This is a genomic window from Citrobacter sp. Igbk 17, assembly GCF_028069775.1.
Lineage (GTDB): Bacteria > Pseudomonadota > Gammaproteobacteria > Enterobacterales > Enterobacteriaceae > Citrobacter.
Genome location: NZ_JANEWI010000039.1, coordinates 18,308 through 39,275, shown reverse-complemented (window position 1 = coordinate 39,275; position 20,968 = coordinate 18,308). Strand labels below are relative to the sequence as shown.

15 protein-coding genes are annotated in these 20,968 nt (G+C 51.9%); 12 read left to right on the top strand and 3 right to left on the bottom strand.

Features of this window, described 5'->3' with window-relative positions; translation table 11 throughout:
• Window positions 1-417: 417 nt before the first annotated feature.
• The 5 genes from NNO08_RS19290 (at window position 418) to NNO08_RS19270 (ending at window position 10,614) form a co-directional block, all read left to right on the top strand.
• On the top strand, window positions 418-5,742 hold the full coding sequence (locus NNO08_RS19290) for a peroxidase family protein (protein ID WP_271457355.1): 5,325 nt from the start codon (window positions 418-420) through the stop codon (window positions 5,740-5,742).
• A 10-nt stretch (window positions 5,743-5,752) separates the two neighbouring features.
• Complete coding sequence (locus NNO08_RS19285) at window positions 5,753-7,492, top strand: type I secretion system permease/ATPase (RefSeq protein WP_271457354.1); 1,740 nt, start codon at window positions 5,753-5,755, stop codon at window positions 7,490-7,492.
• A gap of 2 nt (window positions 7,493-7,494) precedes the next feature.
• Window positions 7,495-8,820 carry an HlyD family type I secretion periplasmic adaptor subunit gene (locus NNO08_RS19280; protein ID WP_271457353.1) on the top strand — a complete coding sequence of 442 codons (1,326 nt, stop codon included), beginning with the start codon at window positions 7,495-7,497 and terminating at the stop codon, window positions 8,818-8,820.
• 129 nt (window positions 8,821-8,949) lie between these two features.
• Window positions 8,950-9,234, top strand: coding sequence for a VF530 family DNA-binding protein (locus NNO08_RS19275; protein WP_137383067.1), 285 nt, complete (start codon window positions 8,950-8,952; stop codon window positions 9,232-9,234).
• Between the two features lie 12 nt (window positions 9,235-9,246).
• Window positions 9,247-10,614 (top strand): glycoside hydrolase family 10 protein, encoded by a 1,368-nt coding sequence (locus NNO08_RS19270; protein ID WP_271457352.1) that lies wholly within the window; start codon window positions 9,247-9,249, stop codon window positions 10,612-10,614.
• Here NNO08_RS19270 and NNO08_RS19265 read toward each other — a convergent pair.
• The 3 genes from NNO08_RS19265 to hdeB form a co-directional block, all read right to left on the bottom strand.
• Complete coding sequence (locus NNO08_RS19265; RefSeq protein ID WP_271442666.1) at window positions 10,611-11,129, bottom strand: hypothetical protein; 519 nt, start codon at window positions 11,127-11,129, stop codon at window positions 10,611-10,613. The genes NNO08_RS19270 and NNO08_RS19265 overlap by 4 nt on opposite strands.
• Before the next feature lie 86 nt (window positions 11,130-11,215).
• Window positions 11,216-13,159 carry a methyl-accepting chemotaxis protein gene (locus NNO08_RS19260; RefSeq protein ID WP_271442667.1) on the bottom strand — a complete coding sequence of 648 codons (1,944 nt, stop codon included), beginning with the start codon at window positions 13,157-13,159 and terminating at the stop codon, window positions 11,216-11,218.
• Between the two features lie 155 nt (window positions 13,160-13,314).
• Window positions 13,315-13,644: an acid-activated periplasmic chaperone HdeB gene (hdeB, locus tag NNO08_RS19255; protein WP_005122660.1), complete on the bottom strand. Its 330-nt coding sequence runs from the start codon at window positions 13,642-13,644 to the stop codon at window positions 13,315-13,317.
• 399 nt (window positions 13,645-14,043) lie between these two features.
• Between hdeB and NNO08_RS19250 the strand changes: the two genes are divergently transcribed.
• From NNO08_RS19250 to NNO08_RS19220, 7 genes are read left to right on the top strand one after another with little or no spacing between them, the layout of a single operon-like run.
• Window positions 14,044-14,910 (top strand): MurR/RpiR family transcriptional regulator, encoded by an 867-nt coding sequence (locus NNO08_RS19250; protein ID WP_271457351.1) that lies wholly within the window; start codon window positions 14,044-14,046, stop codon window positions 14,908-14,910.
• Window positions 14,911-14,924: 14 nt separating this feature from the next.
• On the top strand, window positions 14,925-15,512 hold the full coding sequence (ddpX, locus tag NNO08_RS19245) for a D-alanyl-D-alanine dipeptidase (RefSeq protein ID WP_271442384.1): 588 nt from the start codon (window positions 14,925-14,927) through the stop codon (window positions 15,510-15,512).
• Between the two features lie 15 nt (window positions 15,513-15,527).
• Window positions 15,528-17,090 (top strand): ABC transporter substrate-binding protein, encoded by a 1,563-nt coding sequence (locus tag NNO08_RS19240; protein ID WP_271457350.1) that lies wholly within the window; start codon window positions 15,528-15,530, stop codon window positions 17,088-17,090.
• A 44-nt stretch (window positions 17,091-17,134) separates the two neighbouring features.
• On the top strand, window positions 17,135-18,157 hold the full coding sequence (locus tag NNO08_RS19235) for an ABC transporter permease (RefSeq protein ID WP_137383060.1): 1,023 nt from the start codon (window positions 17,135-17,137) through the stop codon (window positions 18,155-18,157).
• Window positions 18,154-19,050, top strand: coding sequence for a D,D-dipeptide ABC transporter permease (gene ddpC / locus NNO08_RS19230; protein ID WP_271457349.1), 897 nt, complete (start codon window positions 18,154-18,156; stop codon window positions 19,048-19,050). Before NNO08_RS19235 ends, ddpC begins: the two co-directional genes overlap by 4 nt.
• Complete coding sequence (locus NNO08_RS19225) at window positions 19,047-20,033, top strand: ABC transporter ATP-binding protein (RefSeq protein ID WP_271442381.1); 987 nt, start codon at window positions 19,047-19,049, stop codon at window positions 20,031-20,033. The genes ddpC and NNO08_RS19225 overlap by 4 nt, the downstream gene beginning before the upstream one ends.
• Entirely contained in the window at window positions 20,026-20,961 is a 936-nt protein-coding gene (locus NNO08_RS19220) for an ABC transporter ATP-binding protein (RefSeq protein ID WP_271457348.1), read from the top strand. The genes NNO08_RS19225 and NNO08_RS19220 overlap by 8 nt, the downstream gene beginning before the upstream one ends.
• Window positions 20,962-20,968 lie beyond the last annotated feature (7 nt).

Here is a 20,968-nt window from a genome sequence, read left to right as displayed (position 1 = left end):
GAAATGAAAATTTATTCTTTTGATAGAAAAGTATGAGTGAAGTCGGCAAAGGAAAAACCATAGTTATGATCATAACAGAAATGTAATATGAGGTTACAACTCCCCTAACACGTTTAAGCATTGAGAGGACTCGTCCTTCTCAAAACCGTGCGCCATGAGTAAACCTTTTAATTCAATGGCCCACGGTACCAGCTATCCGCCCAAACCTTTATATAAATGAGGTGAGCACCTCATTGTGCGAAGTAAAGTTCAGGAGAACAACTCTAAATACGCTGTGGGTATCTTCTGTATTTTCGGAATGGAATCTAAGCATGTAATAACAATCAGGTATCTAATACTGCCTATTCTTCTGTCAGTTTTTGTAAATAGAAAATGGGTGATGATAGCTAATACAGGTAAAGATAGGGGTAATAACGTATGGCCTCACAATATGACTTTACTGTCACTCTCCACGATCTTGCTTTTATTCTTAAGCAGATAAAAATATCCGAAGCGGCGACTAACCCAGATGGTAGCATCAACGCTGATATGCTACGGGAATTAGTCTCCAGTCCACTGTTACCTTACGGACTGCGTACTGTAGATGGCTCATGGAATAATATCCTCCCCGGCCAAGAATTATACGGTTCGGCCGATCAGACAATGCCGAGATTAACGGCACTGAACTGGCAGGATGCGGATGAGATGACCAGTTATATTCAGATTGGCGGGACGGTCATTGATGCCGACCCTCGTGTTATTAGTAACTTAATTTCTGACCAAACCGCCTCCAATCCGGCCGCGCTGGAGGCATTTAATGCCTTAAAAGATGCTCCCGGGGGGGGGACGACTACCGGAAATGGCAGTTTATCTATTCCCAACCAATCCCCTGACATTGGCCTTTCTCCGGCGTTTAATGGCTGGATGACTTTCTTTGGTCAGTTTTTTGACCATGGTCTGGACCTCATTCCTAAAGGAGGAAACGGCATCGTCTTCATTCCATTGCAACCCGACGACCCTTTATATGTTGAAGGTTCGTCGACCAACTTTATGTTATTAACCCGGGCAACGGTCGATGAGAATCGAGAAACCGTTAATCTTACAACCCCATTTATCGATCAGAACCAAACCTACACCTCTCATCCGTCGCATCAGATCTTTATCCGTGAATATGTATTAATTGACGGTAAACCTGAGCCGACGGGTAATTTATTAGGAGGGGCTAACGGTGGGCTGGCAACCTGGGCTGACGTCAAGAACCAGGCGGAAACGCTACTCGGCATCAAATTGACCGATCAGGATGTGTTTAATGTGCCGCTTCTGGCGACTGATCGTTACGGTAATTTGATTTTAAGTGAAAATGGAAAAGTACAGATTGTTACCACGAGTGGGCTGGTTGAAGCCAATGGCGGCCTGTTACCTGAGGGCACCTTCCGAACCGGGCATGCTTTTCTCGATGATATTGCGCATACTGCCGCGCCAAAAGCGGGTTTACTGGCAGATGATGACGATGTTATTGGCGGGCAACAACCTGCGGGCACGTACGATGATGAACTCCTGGATCGCCACTTTATCACCGGTGACGGGCGCGGTAATGAAAACATTGGACTAACTGCCGTTCACGCCGTATTTCACAGTGAACATAACCGGCTGGTTGAGCAATACAAAACCACCCTGCTGGAAACCGGTGATATTGACCTTATTAACCAGTGGCTGATGCCCTCACATCAAATCACTGAGCTCCCTGCTGACACCAGTACGCTGGTCTGGAACGGTGAATACCTCTTCCAGGCGGGGCGATTCTCCACAGAAATGCAGTACCAGCACCTCGTTTTCGAGGAGTTTGCTCGCACCGTACAACCTGCCGTCGATCCGTTTGTCTTTTCAAACACGGCAGATATCAACCCGCAGATCTTTGCTGAGTTTGCGCACGTGGTTTATCGCTTCGGGCATTCAATGCTCACAGAAACCGTAGCGCGTACCGACATTGACATGCAAAACGGTGATATCGGTCTGATTGCCGCATTTCTCAATCCAGTGGCATTTAATGAAATTAACGGTGCCACCGTGTCCGATGAACAGGCAATCGGTGCGATTGTTCGGGGCATGACGCGACAAGTCGGTAACGAGATTGATGAGTTTATTACTGACGCCTTGCGTAATAACCTGATTGGCCTGCCGCTTGATTTGGGGGCGCTTAACATTGCCCGTGGACGTGATACGGCTATGCCGTCGCTGAACCAGGCCCGTGAACAGTTCTTTGCATTAAGCGGAGATAGCCAGCTTCGGCCGTATACCAGTTGGGCCGATTTCACCACATACCTGAAAAACCCGGCCTCCATTATCAACTTTATGGCGGCCTATGGTCAGCACGAACTGATCCTCAATGCCACCAGCCTGGAAGGTAAACGCGCAGCGGTTAATTTCCTGTTATTTGGTGATACCAACAACGCTCCGCCAGCAGACGCAATGGATTTCTTCAACAGTACCGGCGCATGGGCTAGCAAAGAAACAGGTCTGAATAAGGTCGATTTCTGGATTGGAGGGCTTGCTGAACGCAAAAATGAATTTGGCGGCATGCTCGGATCAACCTTCAATTTTGTCTTCGAAACACAGATGGAAATGTTGCAGGACGGCGACCGTTTCTACTATTTGAGTCGGGTACAAGGATTGAATTTACTGAACGAACTGGAAGCCAACTCGTTTTCTGCTCTGGTTATGCGCAACAGTGATCTCGGTGAAGAAGGTTCCTCTCACCTGCCTGCTAACCTGTTTCAGACCCCTGACCATATATTCGAAGTAAACCGCGTGCTGCAAACGGAAATCGACCCTAAATGGGGGAATCCGCTGAAAGATCTGCTCTCGCCGTTGTTGGTACGACGCGATCCTGGGGCAGATGTGGACGGCGACGGTTTCGCTGATGGTGGTTATCTGAAATATACCGGCGATGGTCATGTGGTGCTTGGCGGTACCGCAGGGAACGATACGCTCATCGGAGGGAAAGGTATCGACAGCCTGTGGGGAGATGGCGGTGATGACCGTCTGGACGGCGGCGATGAAGCGGATGTGGTTCACGGTGGTGATGGCGATGACATCATTACGGACACCGGTACACCTGTAGGCGATGCTGACTTCCTCCATGGTGATGCCGGGCACGATGTCATCTTTTCTGGTAACGGAAACGATCTGGTCTTTGGCGGCACGGGCAGTGACTTCGTCGTGGTCGGTGAAGATGCCCAGGAGGTTTTCGCTGGGCAGGACAACGACTTTGCTCTTGGGGGATCGGGTGGCGATTTCCTGATGGGTAATGAGGGCGATGACTGGCTGGAAGGTGGTGATGGGTTTGACACACTCGCGGGTGATAACTCTGAGCTGTTCTTCAACAGCACCATTATTGGTCACGATGTCCTGAATGGTCAGGGTAACGATACGGACTACGATGGCGAAGCCGGTGATGACATCATGGTTCAGGGCGCGGGTATCCAGCGTAATAATGGTATGGCCGGTTTCGACTGGGCGATCCATAAAGGCGACCCTAATGGCGCTAACTCTGACCTGGGTATCCCGATTTTCGTCAACCAGCAGGAGTTTATTCTGCGCGACCGTTTTGACCTGGTCGAAGGTCTGTCTGGCTGGAAACACAATGATATCCTGACCGGTACGGAACAACCGATCGGTACTGCACCGGTTCAGGGTGTCCCCCTCTCTAATAATCTGACCCAGGAAGGTGCCGACAGAATCGACGGTCTGCAGGCTATTCTCGGTGTCGCGCGTTCAGCCAATCCGGATGCGGTGTTACTCAATCCGGACGATGGCAGTGACATTTTACTCGGCGGCGGCGGTAGCGACCGCATTATGGGTAAAGCCGGCAATGACATCATTGATGGCGACGCCTGGCTGAACGTGCGTATTGCTGTTTCAGGTATGCCAGGGCTCACCAGCGCCGAAAGCATGGCTGAGCTGAAATCGTACATGCTGGCAGGTACGCTGAAACCGAATCAGTTGTCGATTGTGCGCGAAATCTTGCATGAGGGAGATGGCACGGAAACTGACGTGGCAGTGTATCGCGATGTCAGTAGCAACTACGCCTTTACCCGAATGGCAGATGGTAGCCTCAGAGTCGATCACGCCACCCCCAATGCCGCATTGAACCTGAATGATGGTGTTGACCGTCTGCTGAATATCGAAAAACTGGAGTTTGGCGACGGTCAACAGCTGTGGGTCACGGCGCAACACGCGACGGGCGACCTGGCAATCAGTAGTGCAAACCCATCTGTTGGTGACCTGTTACGGGTTAACGTAGCAAACCTGCTCGATGGCAACGGTCTTGCGGCAGATGTCGCAATCACCATGACATGGCAGGCTTTAATTAACGGACAATGGCAGGATCAGGCAACCGGCGTGGAGTTCAGAGTTCCCGGCGCTATCCAGGGCGCTCCGCTGCGTGTTGTCGCCAGTTTCAATGACCGAATGGGCGATGCCGAGACCTTAGTGTCAGCACAAACTCAGGCCGTCTTGCCACGAAATCAGGCAACAACAGGTGCGCCGGTGATTAATGATCTCACGCCAACGGAAAGTCTGACGCTGACGGCGGTGGTTTCGGGTATCGCCGACGCGGATGGCCTGAGCGGCGGAAATTTCAGCTATCAATGGAGAATGAGTTCACCGACCGGATTCGTCAACATCAACGGCGCAACATCTGCCACCTTCACGCCAGGCCAGGCTATGGTCGGCCGCACGTTGCAGGTGGTCGTCACTGTCGTAGATGATGAGGGTAATCCCCCGGTTATCCTGACGTCGACAACCACGCAGCCTGTTGGCGATCTGATCGTGGGTAATAATGGTGCCAATACGCTCATCGGTACCGCATGGAGTGACATCCTGCGCGGTGAAAACGGCAATGACACCTTACTGGGTGGCGCGGGTGATGACCTGTTAGTCGGCGGCGCAGGTAATGACTCTCTCTCCGGCCAGGCGGGACAAGATACACTGCAAGGTGACGCGGGTAACGATACCCTGGACGGCGGTCTTGGCGCTGACAGTATGACCGGCGGCACAGGGAATGATACCTACATCGTTGATGATTTTGGTGATGTCGTGATCGAAGATCTCAACGGCGGGACAGATATTGTCCGCACTACTCTCAGCAGCTATGACCTGACCGATAACGTGGAAGAGTTGGTCTTTACCGGGAACGGTAGTTTTATCGGTACTGGTAATTCAATCGCCAATATCATCACGGGGGGTAGCGGCAATGACTATCTATTCGGTATGGGCGGCAATGACCAGTTGTTTGGCGGTATCGGAAATGACTTCCTGGATGGCGGAGAGGGTGCCGATAACCTGCAGGGTGGAAACGGTAACGACGTCATGATTGGCGGCGCGGGTGCCGATACCCTCTCTGGCGGTAATGGCGACGATATTCTCAACGGTCAGGAAGGAAACGATATTCTGGATGGCGGAACCGGAAGTGATATTTTCGCTTTCGGAGCCAACTTTGGACAGGACCGTATCACGGGTTTCGACAGTAACCCCAATGGCGGGCAAGACTTCCTTGACCTCGTTTTGCTAGGCATTAACGCGGAGAACTTTGCCAGCAGCGTCTCTATCACCGGAAATAACGGCAACACCATCGTGACCATCGGCACTGACACCATTACGTTAGTGGGCGTCAATTCGACCACCGTTAATATGGGTGATTTTTATCTGGAAATGCCGACTACCCTTGCCAGCAACAATGGCAATAGTTCATTGATCGTATAAGGAGAAGACTATGTCGCGCCAGCATACGCCAACAGAACTGAATGATGCATTAAAAGGAACGAAACCCACTTTTCTGATGCTGCTGTTTTTTAGTTGTGTGATTAATATGCTTATGCTGGCGCCGGCAATCTATATGTTGCAGGTTTACGATCGCGTACTGGTGAGTAAAAACACCACGACGCTGCTAATGCTCACCTTATTAATTGTCGGTTTGTACATTATTATTGCCATGATTGAATCTGCTCGCGCACAGGTCATGGTAAGACTGGGAAATAGGCTGGATATAAAGCTCAGCCAATTAGTTTTTAATGCGGCTTTTAGAAGAAAAATGTCCACCGGTGATAACAACCCGGCACAATCTTTAGCCGAGCTCGATCAGATCCGCCAGTTTCTCTCCGGGAACAGCTTGTTTTCATTGCTGGATATTCCGTGGACGCCGATTTATCTGTTTATTGCCTTTCTGGTACATCCCCTGTTGGGATACCTGTCTCTGGGTGGAATCACACTATTATTCATTCTGACACTGGTTTCAGAGTTCTCTACTAAGCGCCCTATTCAACAAGCCCATGCCTTAACCATCAATAATGCCAGCAGGCTGAATAAACAGCTGCAAAACTCAGATGCTATCGAGGCGATGGGTATGCTTTCCACCCTAAAAGCAAACTGGCAGGAACAGCATAATAAAGTGCTAGCATTGCAAACACAGATCGCCGATAAAACGGCGGGGTTAAGCAGCCTGAGCCGGTTTGTTCGCGTGTTGCTGCAATCTGTCGCACTGGGTGCCGGGGCGTTACTGGTAATTGGTGGGCATATTACCCCAGGCCTGATGATCGCCGCCTCGATTATACTTGGACGCGTCCTGAACCCAGTGGAACAAGTCATCGGCAGTTGGAAGCAGTTTGTACAGTTTCGTAGCGCGTGGCATCAGTTATCGGAGCTGCTAAAGGAGTATCCAGCCCCGAAAGACGTGCTGACCCTGCCGCGTCCGCAGGGTAACATCAGCGTTGAAGGCGTGTTTGCGACTGCTCCCGGACAACACGCCCCGTTGCTGCGTAATATCTCCTTTCAACTCGAACAAGGTGAAGTGCTGGGGATTATCGGTCCTTCTGCATCCGGAAAAACATCACTGGCGAAAGTACTGGTCGGTGTCTGGAAGACGTTATCAGGAAAAGTCAGGTTAGACGGCGCAGATATTTGCCAGTGGGATAAAGCCCTGCTGGGTCCCTCGATAGGCTATCTGCCACAGGATGTTGAACTGTTTGACGGCACTATCGCACAAAACATTGCGCGTTTTACGAAAAATGACAGCGAACTGATCGTGGCGGCCGCACTTCTGGCGGGTGTACACGAGATGATCCTGCGCCTGCCGCAGGGGTACGATACACCGCTCGGCGCAGGTGGATACCAGTTGTCCGGCGGGCAGCGCCAGCGTATTGGGCTGGCGCGTGCTGTCTACAACAACCCCGCATTTATCGTCCTTGATGAACCGAATGCCAATCTTGATGATGCCGGGGAGTTTGCTCTCATTAAAGCCATCAACACGCTGCGAACACAGGGACAAACGACCGTGATTATATCGCACCGTCCTACTCTGCTCGGTGTGGTCAATAAAGTTTTACTGCTCAATGACGGCGCTATTCAGGAGTTCGGCACACGCGATCAGGTCTTCGCCCATCTGCGCCAGGCTAACGTGCTGAAACCAGTGGCAACACCCTCTTCATCCACCAATGAACAGCAGCGTGAGGCATGAAGATGAAAAAGAATCCCAATAACGCGGACGTCACCGGTGTGGATACCAACATCTGGTCCCCCATTGTTCGCGGCGTCGTTGTCATTGTGCTGGGGGTGGGTGGTTTCTTATTTTGGGCAGTGCAAGCCCCTTTAGATGCGGGCGTCGTTGCGGACGGTACGGTAACCGTATCCAGTAACCGAAAAACTATTCAGCATCTTAGCGGCGGTAGAGTGACGGATATTTTTATTAAAGAGGGTGACCTGGTTAAGCGAAATCAGGTGCTTGTCCGCCTGGATAAGATGCAACTCGACATGCGCTACAGCGCGTTAAACGCACAGTATATTTCCGCCAAAAGCATTGAAGATCGTCTGTTAGCAGAAAGAGATGGCCTGGAGGCAATTGTATTTAATCCCATGCTGACGCAGCAGTTTTCCGGTAATAAACGGCTGGCAGAAGTCAGAAATCTACAGGCCAAACTGTTCGATACGCGACGCAAAACGATGCAGGATGAATTGTCCATGATTCAGGAAACGCTCGAAGGCCTGGTCGGGCAAACGGATAATCTTAATAAAATAAAAGGGTACCGAGATCACCAGTTCAACCTGATTAATCGGGAGTTGGGCGCGATTCGGGCGCTGAGTGAAAAAAACTATTACCCCAAGGCGCAATTACTGGTGCTGGAGCGCGAGGCGGCCGAAATATCCGGCAGTGTGTCCGAAGATATTTTGAACATTGCTAAACTCAAATCCCAGCAAAACGAATTAAAAATCAAAGCGTATCAGGTACGGCATCAGTATTTACGCGAAGTTGAGTCCGAACTAACTGAAAACCAAAAAGAAGTGGCGATGCTGGAGGATGAACTGGTTTCTACCCGCCATGAACTGGATAACACGGAGATTCGCTCCCCAATCAACGGTGTCGTTCTGGATGTCAAAGTCAGTACCGTCGGCGGTGTGATTCAGCCCGGTGAGCATCTCATGGATATCGTTGCCGCTGGACAGCCGATGCAAATCGACGCCAGGATACCGGTGCACGCCATTGATAAACTGGCCCCAGGTTTAACCGTTGACGTGCTGTTTCCTGCCCTGAACCATGCGCTGTTACCTTCCGTACCAGCCCGAGTTCTGACCATCTCAGCCGATCGTTTAATTGATGAAGCAACGCAACAGCCCTATTATCTCGCCGAAGTGCAAGTTTCCGCAGAAGGAGCGCGTTTGCTGGGCGATTACAAGATTAAAGCGGGCATGCCCGCGAGCGTGACCATCAAGACCGGCGAGCGAACGTTTTTAAGCTACCTGTTTAAACCGCTGATCGCCCGCCTGGAACTCGCCTTTAAGGAGTACTGAGCGCACATTGCTGGCATGGTGCTCATTCGCAGTGCTATGCCGGTTTATACCATTGCTGGTCGCCTTGCTTTCTTGTAACCTTTCGCTCGCGCGACTGACAAAATCTGGAACCACCGAACTGGACTTCATATGAATGCTCATATTTCTAAAGACCCCTTGCATGGTGTGACGCTTGAAATGCAGGTCAATGCCCTGGTTGATCGTTATGGTTGGGCTGAACTTGGCCAACGGATAAACATCAACTGTTTTAAAAATGAACCGAGCGTTAAATCCAGTTTGAAGTTTCTGCGTCGTACGCCGTGGGCGCGGGCAGAAGTTGAAGCACTGTATCTTGATTCTCTGCATGACGTTGCACCAGAACCCACCGCTCCTGCTATTGATCCCTGGGCTAACAGCCGCAACAAGAAAAAATAAGAGCAAAATCCGATGTCAGCATCCGGTTTTTTTTCAGGTCATTATCAGAAAAAACTGGCGACTCTCCTCGCCCGTTCCCGCAACACGCTACCGCTAACCAATGTGAAATGGTTTGCTATACTGGTTGGCAGTATGCTGTTACTTGGCAGTTGCTCTTCACAACCGCCAGGACCGAAGGATACCCCTCATCCCCCGGTCACTACTCCGCAACAGAGTAAAGAGCCGGTTCGTGGTATCTGGCTGGCAACGGTTTCCCGTCTGGACTGGCCGCCAATCTCATCTGTAAACATCAGTTCACCCGCCATCCGCATCGGCCAGCAGCAGAAAGCGCTGACGGATAAGCTGGATAATCTGCAACGTCTTGGGATCAATACCGTCTTTTTCCAGGTAAAACCGGACGGCACTGCACTGTGGCAATCCAAAATTCTTCCCTGGTCAGACACTCTGACCGGCACCATCGGCCAGGATCCTGGTTACGATCCGTTGCAATTTATGCTCGACGAGGCGCACAAACGCGGGATGAAAGTTCATGCCTGGTTTAACCCCTACCGCGTCTCCGTCAATACGAAACCGTCAACGGTCGCAGAATTAAACAGCACGCTGTCGCAGACCCCGTCCAGCGTTTACGTGCTGCATCGCGACTGGATCCGCACATCGGGTGAACGTTTTGTACTGGACCCGGGTATTCCTGACGCGCGCGACTGGATAACCAGCATCGTGGCGGAGGTCGTTGAGAATTATCCGGTGGATGGCGTGCAGTTTGACGACTACTTCTATACCGAATCGCCGGGTTCGACGCTAAACGACAGCCAGACTTTCAGAAAGTATGGTCAGGGTTTTGATTCAAAAGCAGACTGGCGACGTCATAACACGCAACGGCTGATCGAACAGGTTTCACAGGCCATCAAAAAGATTAAGCCTGACGTGGAGTTTGGTGTTAGCCCCGCAGGCGTGTGGCGTAATCGCTCCCACGATCCGGCAGGCTCCGACACCCGAGGGGCAGCAGCGTATGATGAATCGTATGCCGATACCCGGCGCTGGGTGCAATTAGGTCTGTTGGATTACATCGCACCACAACTGTACTGGCCTTTCGCCCGTGATGCGGCGCGTTATGATGTACTGGCAAAATGGTGGGCTGGCGTGGTGAAATCCACCAATACCCGCCTGTATATTGGCGTTGCGCTGTATAAAGTAGGTGAGCCGTCACGAAAAGAACCGGACTGGACGGTACAAGGCGGTGTGCCGGAGTTGAAAAAGCAACTCGATCTGAACGAGTCCGAACCGAATATTAATGGCACTATCTTGTTTCGGGAGAACTATCTTAACCAACCGCAAACCCAGGAAGCCGTGACCTATATTCGTGATCGTTGGGGGCGCTAAGTGTTGCCGGGAGCTGGTGACCGGAGATAAACGCTGACGTAACGGATAAATTTCCCGATAAATACACCGGCAAACACGCCACCGGTAATGATTGCCAACGCGCTCATTACCGGCTGGCGTAAAATATCGGGAGCGATAGCATTCAATACACCTTGTACATATTTGATGCCAAAGGCCAACATCATGAACGGTAATGCAGAGTAATCTGCCGGGCGATGAATGCTGCGTGGCGCGGTACTGCGTGCCAGACGGCCGGGGTTTATCAACATATAGCCCACAATCACGCCGCTAATAATACCAACCATCCACTGTAGATACGTGCTGATGGACTGATCGCGGTAAGTGACCAGATCGTAAACATCCCAGAAAAGAAAGAGAGCCGGGATCAGTGCCAGCTTTTCCAGCGTAACGGTTGCGGGTATCCTGGCTTTAATCCCCCGAAATAACAGGAAGACCAACAAGACATATACCCACACCGGGGTGTGCACCAGCATCGCTACGACAAACTCAGCCATACTCTGGCTCCTGACGTGTTAACCACGTTAAGTGTAGCCTGGTGTTATCCGGGCGCAGACGATGCACCCGGATACTTTACGTGGGGTCAGGCCGCTGAAGGCTCCGGCAATTTGAATGAGGAAACCAGTAACGCTAATTGTTCCGCCTCTTCTTTCAGCACCTGGGTTCGTGTGGCGGCATCATCAATCAACGATGCGTTTTGCTGCACGGTGCTGTCCATTTCGGTAACGGCGAGTGTGACTTCGGAAACGCCCTTACGCTGCTCGTCACCCGCGACACGGATTTCCCCCATCAGTTGGCTAACCTGCCGCACGTTGTTGACCAGCTCTTCCAGGCGCTCACCTGCATTGTGGATTTGCTGGCTGCTGCTGCCAACATGTGAAACGGACTCATCAATCAACGCTTTGATTTCCTGGGCAGCAGTGGCACTGCGCTGTGCCAGGGTACGAACTTCAGATGCGACAACCGCAAATCCTCTGCCTGCATCCCCCGCTCTGGCGGCTTCAACGGCGGCATTCAGCGCCAGAATATTGGTCTGGAATGCAATGCTGTCGATGACGGCGACAATTTCCACCATTCTGCCAGACGAGGCACTGACGTTATCCATTGTCGAAATCACACCCTGCATCACGTCGCCACAGCGATTCGCCGTTTGCGCAGTGTTGTCGGAAAGTTCATCTGCCAGTTGCGTGTTGCTCGCATTTTGATGAACGGTCGCATTTAACTGTTCCATCGCCGCCGAACTCTCTTCCAGCGCGGCCGCCTGCTGAGTAACCCGTGAAGACAGCTCCATGTTACTGTCGGCCAGACTGACGGCGTTATTGGCTACCACTACGCTACTGCTTCTGACGGTGATCAGAATGGCGGATATTTTATCGACGAACAGGTTAAAGGCTTCCGCGATATCTGAAATCTCATCTTTACCTCGAACATCCAGACGTCGGGTAAGATCGCCTTCACCCTGTGCGATATCATCGAGCGCGCGACGAGTATCATCGAGACGAGAGATCAAGCGACGCACCACCAGCCATGATCCGACAAGCAACACGGTCATAATCGGGATCAGCACTTCCAGCACATCCTGCATCATGACTTTAGCGAGACCAACGATGCGCGTTTCCGGTGTCACCAGCCCTACGACCCAGCCAGTATCAGCCATTGGGAACAACATTACGCGTGACGGAGCATTCAGCACGTTGTCGCTTTCAAGCGTGATGGTTTTCACGCCATCAGTCGCGCGAAGCGATTTCAGCCCGGCTTCCACCGGGGCCAGCCAGTGTGCGCTTTGCGCCAGATCGCTAAAGGTTTTGTATTTTGTCTGATCGGCCTGGGGGAAATAGAGGATCTGACCCTGTTTATCAACCACAAATGCGTAGCCACCGGTACTGTTGCCCTGCTGCTGCATAAAGGTCGCAACGTTATCCAGACGAATATCGGTGGTGGCCACACCGGCAAACTTACCCGCTAATTGATAAGGAATACTGCAGGTCACCATGTTCACGCCGGAACTGGCATCCTGGTAAACATCAGACCACAGGCAACTGTTCTGTGAGTGACCTTTAGCATGCTGATACCAACTTTCATTGTGATAACCGGCGGATCCTTCGGCATTATAATCATTCGAAAAATCAAGCTTACCCTCAGCATTACGCGCCCAGAAAAAGCTACGTTTCTCTACTCCCGGGGTGAACGCGTTTGGTTCTGGCCAGATCCCGCCGCCGGTAATAATTGAGTGGCTGTCTTCGCCAATCAGGTGTGGAACCACGTTCTGATACAAAGATTCATCATTAGGCAGTACTTCGGCCAGTCGTGACAGACTGACGGTTTCGCCCTCGATACGAGAGAGCACAGTACTCAGTTGACGGGTTAAACCTTGCCCTGTTTCTTCTATCAGGGCGGTATTGATTTCAACGACGCGTGGCTGACCACGCCAGAGCATAATTGCAACAATAACAAGGGTGGTCACCGCAAGCAGCAGGATGCCGCCAATGGTTAACCGCGTTGAAATACGAGTAGGATACCAGGCCATACAAACTCCTTCTGCAAAAGGCTAACTTTTACCCAGTATCGGCACAGGAGTTTATATCTTTATAAAGTTTTCTTAAGTATTACAAAACAAATAAGTGACATTGTCACAAATAGCAAAACCCAGCACTTTGGCTGGGTTTTAATACATGCTTAATATTATTTAGATAATTCTTTTTTGATTTCTTCTTTTATTTTGCTTAATTCACTTTGCGGATGTTTTTTGCAAAGTTCAACGGTCAGAGGCACAGCTGTAGTGATGGTTTCGTTATAGTCTACGAAGTCACCGCCTTTGAAGTCTTCGTCTTCATTCAGCACCCAGAAAGCAACCGGAGCCATAGTTTGCGGGTTCAAATCAATAAACTCCTGGCAGCTCATGCCTTTCGGAGTGACTTCAGTTTTAGCGTTATCAGTTGCTGCATTGACGCTTACACTGGTTAACAGCGCTGCGACCAGGATGCCTGCTGTAGAAAGGGAGAATTTATTCATTGTAGTACTCCATTTATAATCCAGATAATATCTACACTTGCGCTTTAAACCGTTAATGTAGTTCGCAAAAAATAATACTCCCACCGTCAGAAGAATAAAGATTACGGTCATCGATATGGCTGAAATTTATATTTCACATTACTGATTCTGATGTCTGATAAGAAATGTTGCACACAATGTGATCGTTACGACGAAATCAGCAGATTCATCCCTCACTTACCCTACCGTTGCACCAAAACTGAACTACGCTGCACAAATGTTGATCATTAGTTAATGAAAATTGATGCTTTTTAACAAAGAGCCCCGACGCAGCGCTGTCGCTGACCTGGCACGCGTCCTGCATTGTTAATCTGGTAACAGTGAAGCGGTATCTGACAAACAACTAACAGCGAGATGGTAATGACATCAAAACCTGAGTTATTTGCCCGCATAGAACAGACCTTTAGCCAGCTAACGCCCAGCGAAAAGCGCGTTGCCGGTTGGTTGTTAGCGCACGCTGCACAGATCCCTTTTGAAACGGCAGACGGCATCGCAAAAGCAGCAGGAACCAGTGGCATTACCGTCGGGCGTTACCTGCGTAAACTCGGGTTTCGTAACCTGGAAGATGCGAAAGCCAGCCTGCGTGAAATACCCGCTATTCCCTATCAGCCCTGGGGAATGAACGAGCGCCTGGACTCCTGGCACCAGCAGCAAAATCTACCTGACCGCGCACAACAATCGCTGCTGCTGGAAATTGACGCTATCACCCACGTCTATCAACTGGCACAAAGCGAAACATTTTTACGTATTGCGCAGCAATTAGCGCAGGCCGAAGCTGTTTATATTCTTGGGATCCAGTCCACCCGCGGGATCGCCAACGCCTTTTTTAGCCATCTGGAATATCTGCGACCGAAAGTGAGTTACTCCGAAGGACTTTCCGGTAGCTGGGTTGAGTCGCTGAACTCGGGATTTAATCAACCTTATGTCGTGATCACCGATACGCGCGCTTACTCGGCGACATCCCGACAATATTGCCGCGTTGCCAGTGAGCGCGGCATTCCTCTCGCGTTAATCACGGATGTCTGGTGCCCCTGGGCCAGAGACTATGCCATTGATTTACTTCAGGTGAAAACGGACACCGGGCACTTCTGGGATTCGCTTGCGCCGGTAAGTTGCCTGTTCAACCTATTACTCTCCGCGGTGGTCGCGCAATTGGGCGACTCCCTCGCGGGACGCCTGCAAACTAACCGCCAGTTACAACAACAATTTGGTCAATTCGAACAATAAACAGGAAACGTGCTATGTCAGATACCCCACAACTGGTCGATTTGTCGGTGATATTCCCGTCACTGCATATCGATCTGAAATACGCTACAGCCGATAACATTACCGGCGCGCCCATCTACCAGGAAGCGCGCTGTCTGCTGCATTCCGAGGCCGTCACTGCGCTGGCCAAAAGCATCAGCATCGCGCAGCTGGCGGGTTTGTCATTGGTGGTGTATGACGCGTACCGCCCACAGCAGGCGCAGGCGATACTGTGGAATGCCTGTCCGGATCCGCAGTATGTGGTGGATGTGGCGATCGGTTCGAATCACAGCCGGGGTACGGCCATTGACGTCACGCTGATGGACACTCGCGGTAATGTGCTCGATATGGGGGCCGGTTTTGATGAAATGCATGACCGTTCCCATGCCTGGCACCCTTCAGTTCCTCCGGCTGCGCAGCGTAATCGACTGCTGCTCAATGCCATCATGTTCGGCGGCGGTTTTGTCGGCATCAACAGCGAGTGGTGGCATTTCGAACTGCCAAATGCCGCGCGTTACCCGCTGCTTGACGATCAAATAGCTTGTTACACTGTCACGTCTATAACAACACAACATCCCCTTTAATTCTGGAGCCTGGTTATGAAGACTACACCTGCGTTAACCTCGTTTTTTCGCCCCGCTCTGTTAGCCGTTGCGCTGGCGGTCGCCTTGCCTGCCGCGCAGGCTGCCGTCCCTAAAGACATGCTGGTTATCGGTAAAGCCGCCGATCCACAAACGCTCGACCCTGCTGTAACAATCGATAACAACGACTGGACGGTGACTTATCCTTCATATCAACGTTTGGTTCAGTACAAAACTGAGGGCGGCAAAGGCTCCACGGAAGTTGAAGGTGATTTGGCCAGCGGCTGGAAAGCGTCTGATGACCAAAAAGAATGGACCTTTACCCTGAAAAGCGATGCTAAATTCGCCGACGGCACGCCAGTGACCGCTGATGCAGTAAAACAATCTTTTGAGCGCCTGCTCAAGATCGGTCAAGGGCCGGCTGAGGCATTTCCGAAAGATCTGAAAATTGATGCCATCGACAACAACACGGTGAAATTTACCCTTAGCCAACCATTCGCGCCGTTCTTATATACGCTGGCCAATGACGGTGCCTCAATTATCAACCCGGCGATCTTAAAAGAGCATGCCGCGGATGATGCTCGTGGATTCCTGGCACAAAATACGGCTGGGTCTGGTCCCTTTATGTTGAAGAGCTGGCAAAAAGGACAACAACTGGTGCTGGTACCCAACCCACATTATTCCGGCCCTAAACCCACGTTTAAACGCGTATCGGTCAAAATCATCGGAGAAAGCGCCTCCCGTCGTTTGCAACTGTCTCGTGGCGATATTGATATCGCCGATGCACTCCCTGTCGACCAGCTTGCTGCCCTCAAACAGGAAGGTAAAGTCAACGTGGCGGATTACCCATCATTGCGTGTGACCTATTTATACCTGAACAACAGCAAGGCGCCGCTCAATCAGGTGGATTTGCGCCGCGCTATCTCATGGGCCACTGATTATAAGGGGATGGTGAAAGGGATCCTGAGCGGTAACGGCAAGCAGATGCGTGGTCCTATTCCTGAAGGGATGTGGGGTTTTGATGACAAGGCCATGCAGTACAGCTTTGATGAAGCGAAAGCAAAAGAAGCATTAGGTAACGTTGCCAACAAACCCGAAACCCTGAGTTTCCTGTATTCCGATAACGATCCTAACTGGGAGCCGATTGCACTCTCCACTCAGGCCAGCCTCGGCAAGTTAGGCATTAAGGTGAAACTGGAAAAACTGGCAAATGCCACCATGCGCGACCGCGTCGGTAAAGGTGACTATGACATTGCCATCGGTAACTGGAGCCCGGACTTTGCTGACCCGTACATGTTCATGAACTACTGGTTCGAGTCGGATAAGAAAGGCTTGCCGGGCAACCGTTCATTCTATGAAAACAGTGAGGTCGATAAGTTGCTGCGCAGCGCGCTGGCCACTACCGACCAGGTTGCCAGAACCAATGATTACCAGCAGGCGCAAACCATCGTCATTGATGAAGCAGCTTACGTCTATTTATTCCAGAAAAACTACCAGTTGGCGATGAATAAAGACGTCAAAGGTTTTGTCTTCAACCCCATGCTGGAACAGGTCTTCAACATCGCCACCATGAGTAAATAAGCCACGTTAATGCGGAGCCAATCTGGCTCCGCAAGGGGAAGCCAATGACGTTCTGGAGCATTTTACGCCAGCGATGCTGGGGACTTATCCTGGTGGTTGCCGGTGTCTGTGTAATCACTTTTATTATTTCGCACCTGATCCCGGGCGACCCCGCACGGCTGCTGGCCGGCGATCGCGCCAGCGATGAAATTGTCGAAAATATTCGCCAACAGCTGGGACTGAATCAGCCGCTGTATATTCAGTTTTTCCGTTACGTCAGCGATATTTTTCAGGGTGATTTAGGCACCTCCATTCGCACCGGCCGGCCGGTGCTGGATGAATTGCGCGTATTCTTCCCTGCCACGCTTGAATTGGCCTTCTGCTCTCTGCTGCTGGCGCTGATCATCGGTATCCCGTTGGGTATTCTGTCTGCAGTCTGGCGCAACCGTTGGCTCGACCACCTTGTCCGCCTGATGGCTATTACCGGTATTTCGACCCCGGCATTCTGGTTGGGCCTCGGCGTTATCGTGCTGTTTTATGGCCATTTGCAGATTTTACCCGGCGGCGGACGGCTTGATGACTGGCTCGATCCCCCCACGCACGTCACCGGTTTCTATCTGGTTGATGCGCTGCTGGAAGGCAACGCTGAGGTCTTTTTCAATGCGCTGCAGCACCTGATCCTGCCGTCGCTGACGCTGGCCTTCGTGCACTTAGGGATCGTTGCCCGACAGATTCGTTCCGCCATGCTGGAACAACTGAGCGAAGATTATATCCGCACCGCGCGGGCCAGTGGTTTACCGGGTTGGTATATCATTTTGTGTTATGCGTTGCCGAATGCGTTGATTCCGTCGATAACCGTGCTGGGTCTGGCCCTGGGCGATCTGCTCTATGGTGCAGTACTGACCGAAACGGTCTTTGCCTGGCCGGGCATGGGTGCCTGGGTTGTGACCTCCATTCAGGCACTCGATTTCCCGGCAGTCATGGGATTTGCCGTGGTGGTCTCTTTTGCGTATGTGCTGGTCAACCTGGTGGTGGATCTCCTTTACCTGTGGATTGACCCGCGAATCGGACGTGGAGGTGCACAGTGATGCTCACACAAGAAACACCCGCCCCATCACCAGCGACCCGCCGCCGTGTTGACTGGGCAAAGCTATTCTGGATGATGAAGAGCAGTCCGCTGACGCTGATTGGCGGCGTCATTATTGTACTGATGCTATTGTTAATGGTGCTCTCTCCGTGGATCACCCCTTACGATCCTAACGCCATTGATCTGACCGCACGCCTGTTGCCACCGTCGGCCATCCACTGGTTTGGCACCGATGAAGTGGGTCGTGATCTGTTCAGCCGCGTCCTGGTCGGAAGTCAGCAGTCAATTGTCGCCGGTCTGGTGGTGGTTGGTATCGCTGGCGGGCTGGGCTCGCTGTTGGGATGCCTGTCTGGCGTGATGGGCGGACGTGCCGATGCGATCATCATGCGTATGATGGATGTTATGCTGTCCATTCCTTCGCTGGTACTGACAATGGCACTGGCCGCCGCATTAGGGCCAAGTCTGTTCAACGCCATGCTGGCGATTGCGATTGTACGTATTCCTTTCTATGTACGCCTCGCACGCGGTCAAACGTTGGTCGTTCGTCAGTTTACTTATGTACAGGCCGCGCGAACCTATGGTGCATCCCGCTGGCATCTGATCAGCTGGCATATTTTACGCAATTCACTTCCCCCGCTGATTGTGCAGGCATCACTGGACATTGGCAGTGCGATCCTGATGGCCGCCACGCTCGGATTTATTGGGCTCGGCGCTCAACAACCCAGCGCTGAATGGGGCGCAATGGTGGCGATTGGTAGAAACTACGTACTTGATCAGTGGTGGTATTGTGCATTTCCTGGTGCCGCCATTCTGATTACCGCCGTGGGCTTTAATCTCTTTGGTGATGGTATTCGCGATCTGCTGGATCCGAAAGCCGGAGGAAAACAGTCATGACACAACCAGTCCTGGAGATCGAGAATTTGCACCTGAGCTTCCCCGGTTATAAAGCGGATGTGCATGCGCTGAATCATGTGTCGCTGCATATCAACCGGGGGGAAATTGTCGGCGTGGTCGGTGAGTCTGGCTCAGGGAAATCCGTCACGGCCATGCTCGCCATGCGTCTGTTACCCGAAGGAAGCTATCGTATCCATCAGGGGCGCGTTACGCTGCTGGGTGAAGATGTTTTAACTGCCAGCGAAAAACAAATGCGCCAGTGGCGCGGCCAACGCGTGGCGATGATTTTCCAGGAGCCGATGACAGCGTTGAATCCAACACGACGAATCGGCCAACAAATGGTGGAGGTCATTCGTCACCATCAGGCATTGAGCCGCACGGATGCCCGGCAGAAAGCCATCGCTTTACTGGAAGAAATGCAAATCCCGGATGCCCCGGAAGTGATGTCCCGCTTCCCGTTTGAGCTTTCTGGGGGGATGCGTCAGCGCGTGATGATTGCGCTCGCGTTTTCCTGCGAGCCAGACCTGATCATTGCCGATGAACCCACCACCGCGCTGGATGTCACAGTACAGCTTCAGGTACTGCGATTACTGAAGCTTAAAGCACGGGCCAGCGGTACCGCCGTGTTGTTTATCAGCCATGATATGGCCGTCGTCTCGCAATTGTGTGACCGGTTATACGTTATGTATGCCGGGAGCGTGATTGAAAGTGGTCCAACACAAACCGTTATTCAGCACCCCACACATCCCTACTCTATTGGCCTCCTGAAATGTGCGCCTGAGCACGGTGAACCGCGTGCATTGCTCCCCGCGATTCCGGGTACCGTACCGAATTTAACCTGTTTACCTGTCGGATGCGCATTCCGCGAGCGCTGCTTTGCCGCGGGGCCTCGCTGTGAAGAAACACCTGATTTATGCAGCCAGGGCGGTGCGGATCAACAGTCCGCCTGCTGGTACCCACAACTGGAGACGACACATGTCTGATATTTTACTGGACCTGCAGGATGTTCATATCAACTTCCCCGCGCGAAAAAACTGGCTCGGCAAAGTAACAGAGCGGGTGCATGCACTCAACGGTCTGGATTTACAAATCCGCCAGGGGGAAACGCTGGGGATTGTTGGTGAATCCGGTTGCGGTAAAAGTACGCTGGCACAACTGCTGATGGGGATGCTTAAACCGAGCCAGGGGTACTATTCTTGCAGCGGGGGCAACAATGGTATGCAGATGGTCTTTCAGGACCCGCTTTCATCCCTGGACCCGCGCTTGCCGGTATGGCGAATAATCACTGAGCCGGTATGGATCCAAAAGCGTAGCGCTGAACGCGAGCGCCGCGCCCTGGCCGAGGATTTGGCTCGACAGGTAGGGATTCGTCCGGAATATCTCGATCGCCTGCCGCATGCCTTTTCCGGCGGGCAGCGCCAGCGTATTGCCATCGCCCGCGCGCTGTCATCGGAGCCGGATGTGATCGTCCTTGATGAGCCGACGTCGGCACTGGATATTTCGGTACAGGCGCAAATCCTCAATCTGCTGGTTGCATTGCAGGCACGCCGGAATCTGACTTTTGTGCTGATATCGCATAACGTATCGGTCGTGCGGCATATGAGTGACCGCGTGGCGGTGATGTATCTTGGGCAAATTGTCGAACTGGGCGATGCGCAGCAGGTTCTCTCGCATCCGGCACATCCTTACACCCGTCTGTTGCTGGATTCGGTGCCTAAAACGGGTACGCCACTGGCTGAGGATTTGGTCCTGCGTAAAACCGAACTCCCTGGCAACAGAACACTACCGCAAGGCTGTTTTTTCCGCGACAGATGCCCGCTGGCAACCCACGGATGTGAAAAAAAACAGACATTACTGAAAAATGAAGCCGGACGGGAAGTTCGCTGTTGGCGGGCCATTGATATCTGTTGACTGCGCA

Bases quoted from the DNA above. Each gene is read 5' to 3' on its own strand.
- NNO08_RS19275 (WP_137383067.1), top strand. From the start codon at position 8,950: ATGAATGCTCATATTTCTAAAGACCCCTTGCATGGTGTGACGCTTGAA.
- ddpX (WP_271442384.1), top strand. From the start codon at position 14,925: ATGTCAGATACCCCACAACTGGTCGATTTGTCGGTGATATTCCCGTCA.
- NNO08_RS19280 (WP_271457353.1), top strand. From the start codon at position 7,495: ATGAAAAAGAATCCCAATAACGCGGACGTCACCGGTGTGGATACCAAC.
- NNO08_RS19235 (WP_137383060.1), top strand. From the start codon at position 17,135: ATGACGTTCTGGAGCATTTTACGCCAGCGATGCTGGGGACTTATCCTG.
- NNO08_RS19250 (WP_271457351.1), top strand. From the start codon at position 14,044: ATGACATCAAAACCTGAGTTATTTGCCCGCATAGAACAGACCTTTAGC.
- NNO08_RS19240 (WP_271457350.1), top strand. From the start codon at position 15,528: ATGAAGACTACACCTGCGTTAACCTCGTTTTTTCGCCCCGCTCTGTTA.
- NNO08_RS19270 (WP_271457352.1), top strand. From the start codon at position 9,247: ATGTCAGCATCCGGTTTTTTTTCAGGTCATTATCAGAAAAAACTGGCG.
- NNO08_RS19265 (WP_271442666.1), bottom strand. From the start codon at position 11,129: ATGGCTGAGTTTGTCGTAGCGATGCTGGTGCACACCCCGGTGTGGGTA.
- NNO08_RS19220 (WP_271457348.1), top strand. From the start codon at position 20,026: ATGTCTGATATTTTACTGGACCTGCAGGATGTTCATATCAACTTCCCC.
- NNO08_RS19290 (WP_271457355.1), top strand. From the start codon at position 418: ATGGCCTCACAATATGACTTTACTGTCACTCTCCACGATCTTGCTTTT.
- NNO08_RS19260 (WP_271442667.1), bottom strand. From the start codon at position 13,159: ATGGCCTGGTATCCTACTCGTATTTCAACGCGGTTAACCATTGGCGGC.
- NNO08_RS19285 (WP_271457354.1), top strand. From the start codon at position 5,753: ATGTCGCGCCAGCATACGCCAACAGAACTGAATGATGCATTAAAAGGA.
- hdeB (WP_005122660.1), bottom strand. From the start codon at position 13,644: ATGAATAAATTCTCCCTTTCTACAGCAGGCATCCTGGTCGCAGCGCTG.
- NNO08_RS19225 (WP_271442381.1), top strand. From the start codon at position 19,047: ATGACACAACCAGTCCTGGAGATCGAGAATTTGCACCTGAGCTTCCCC.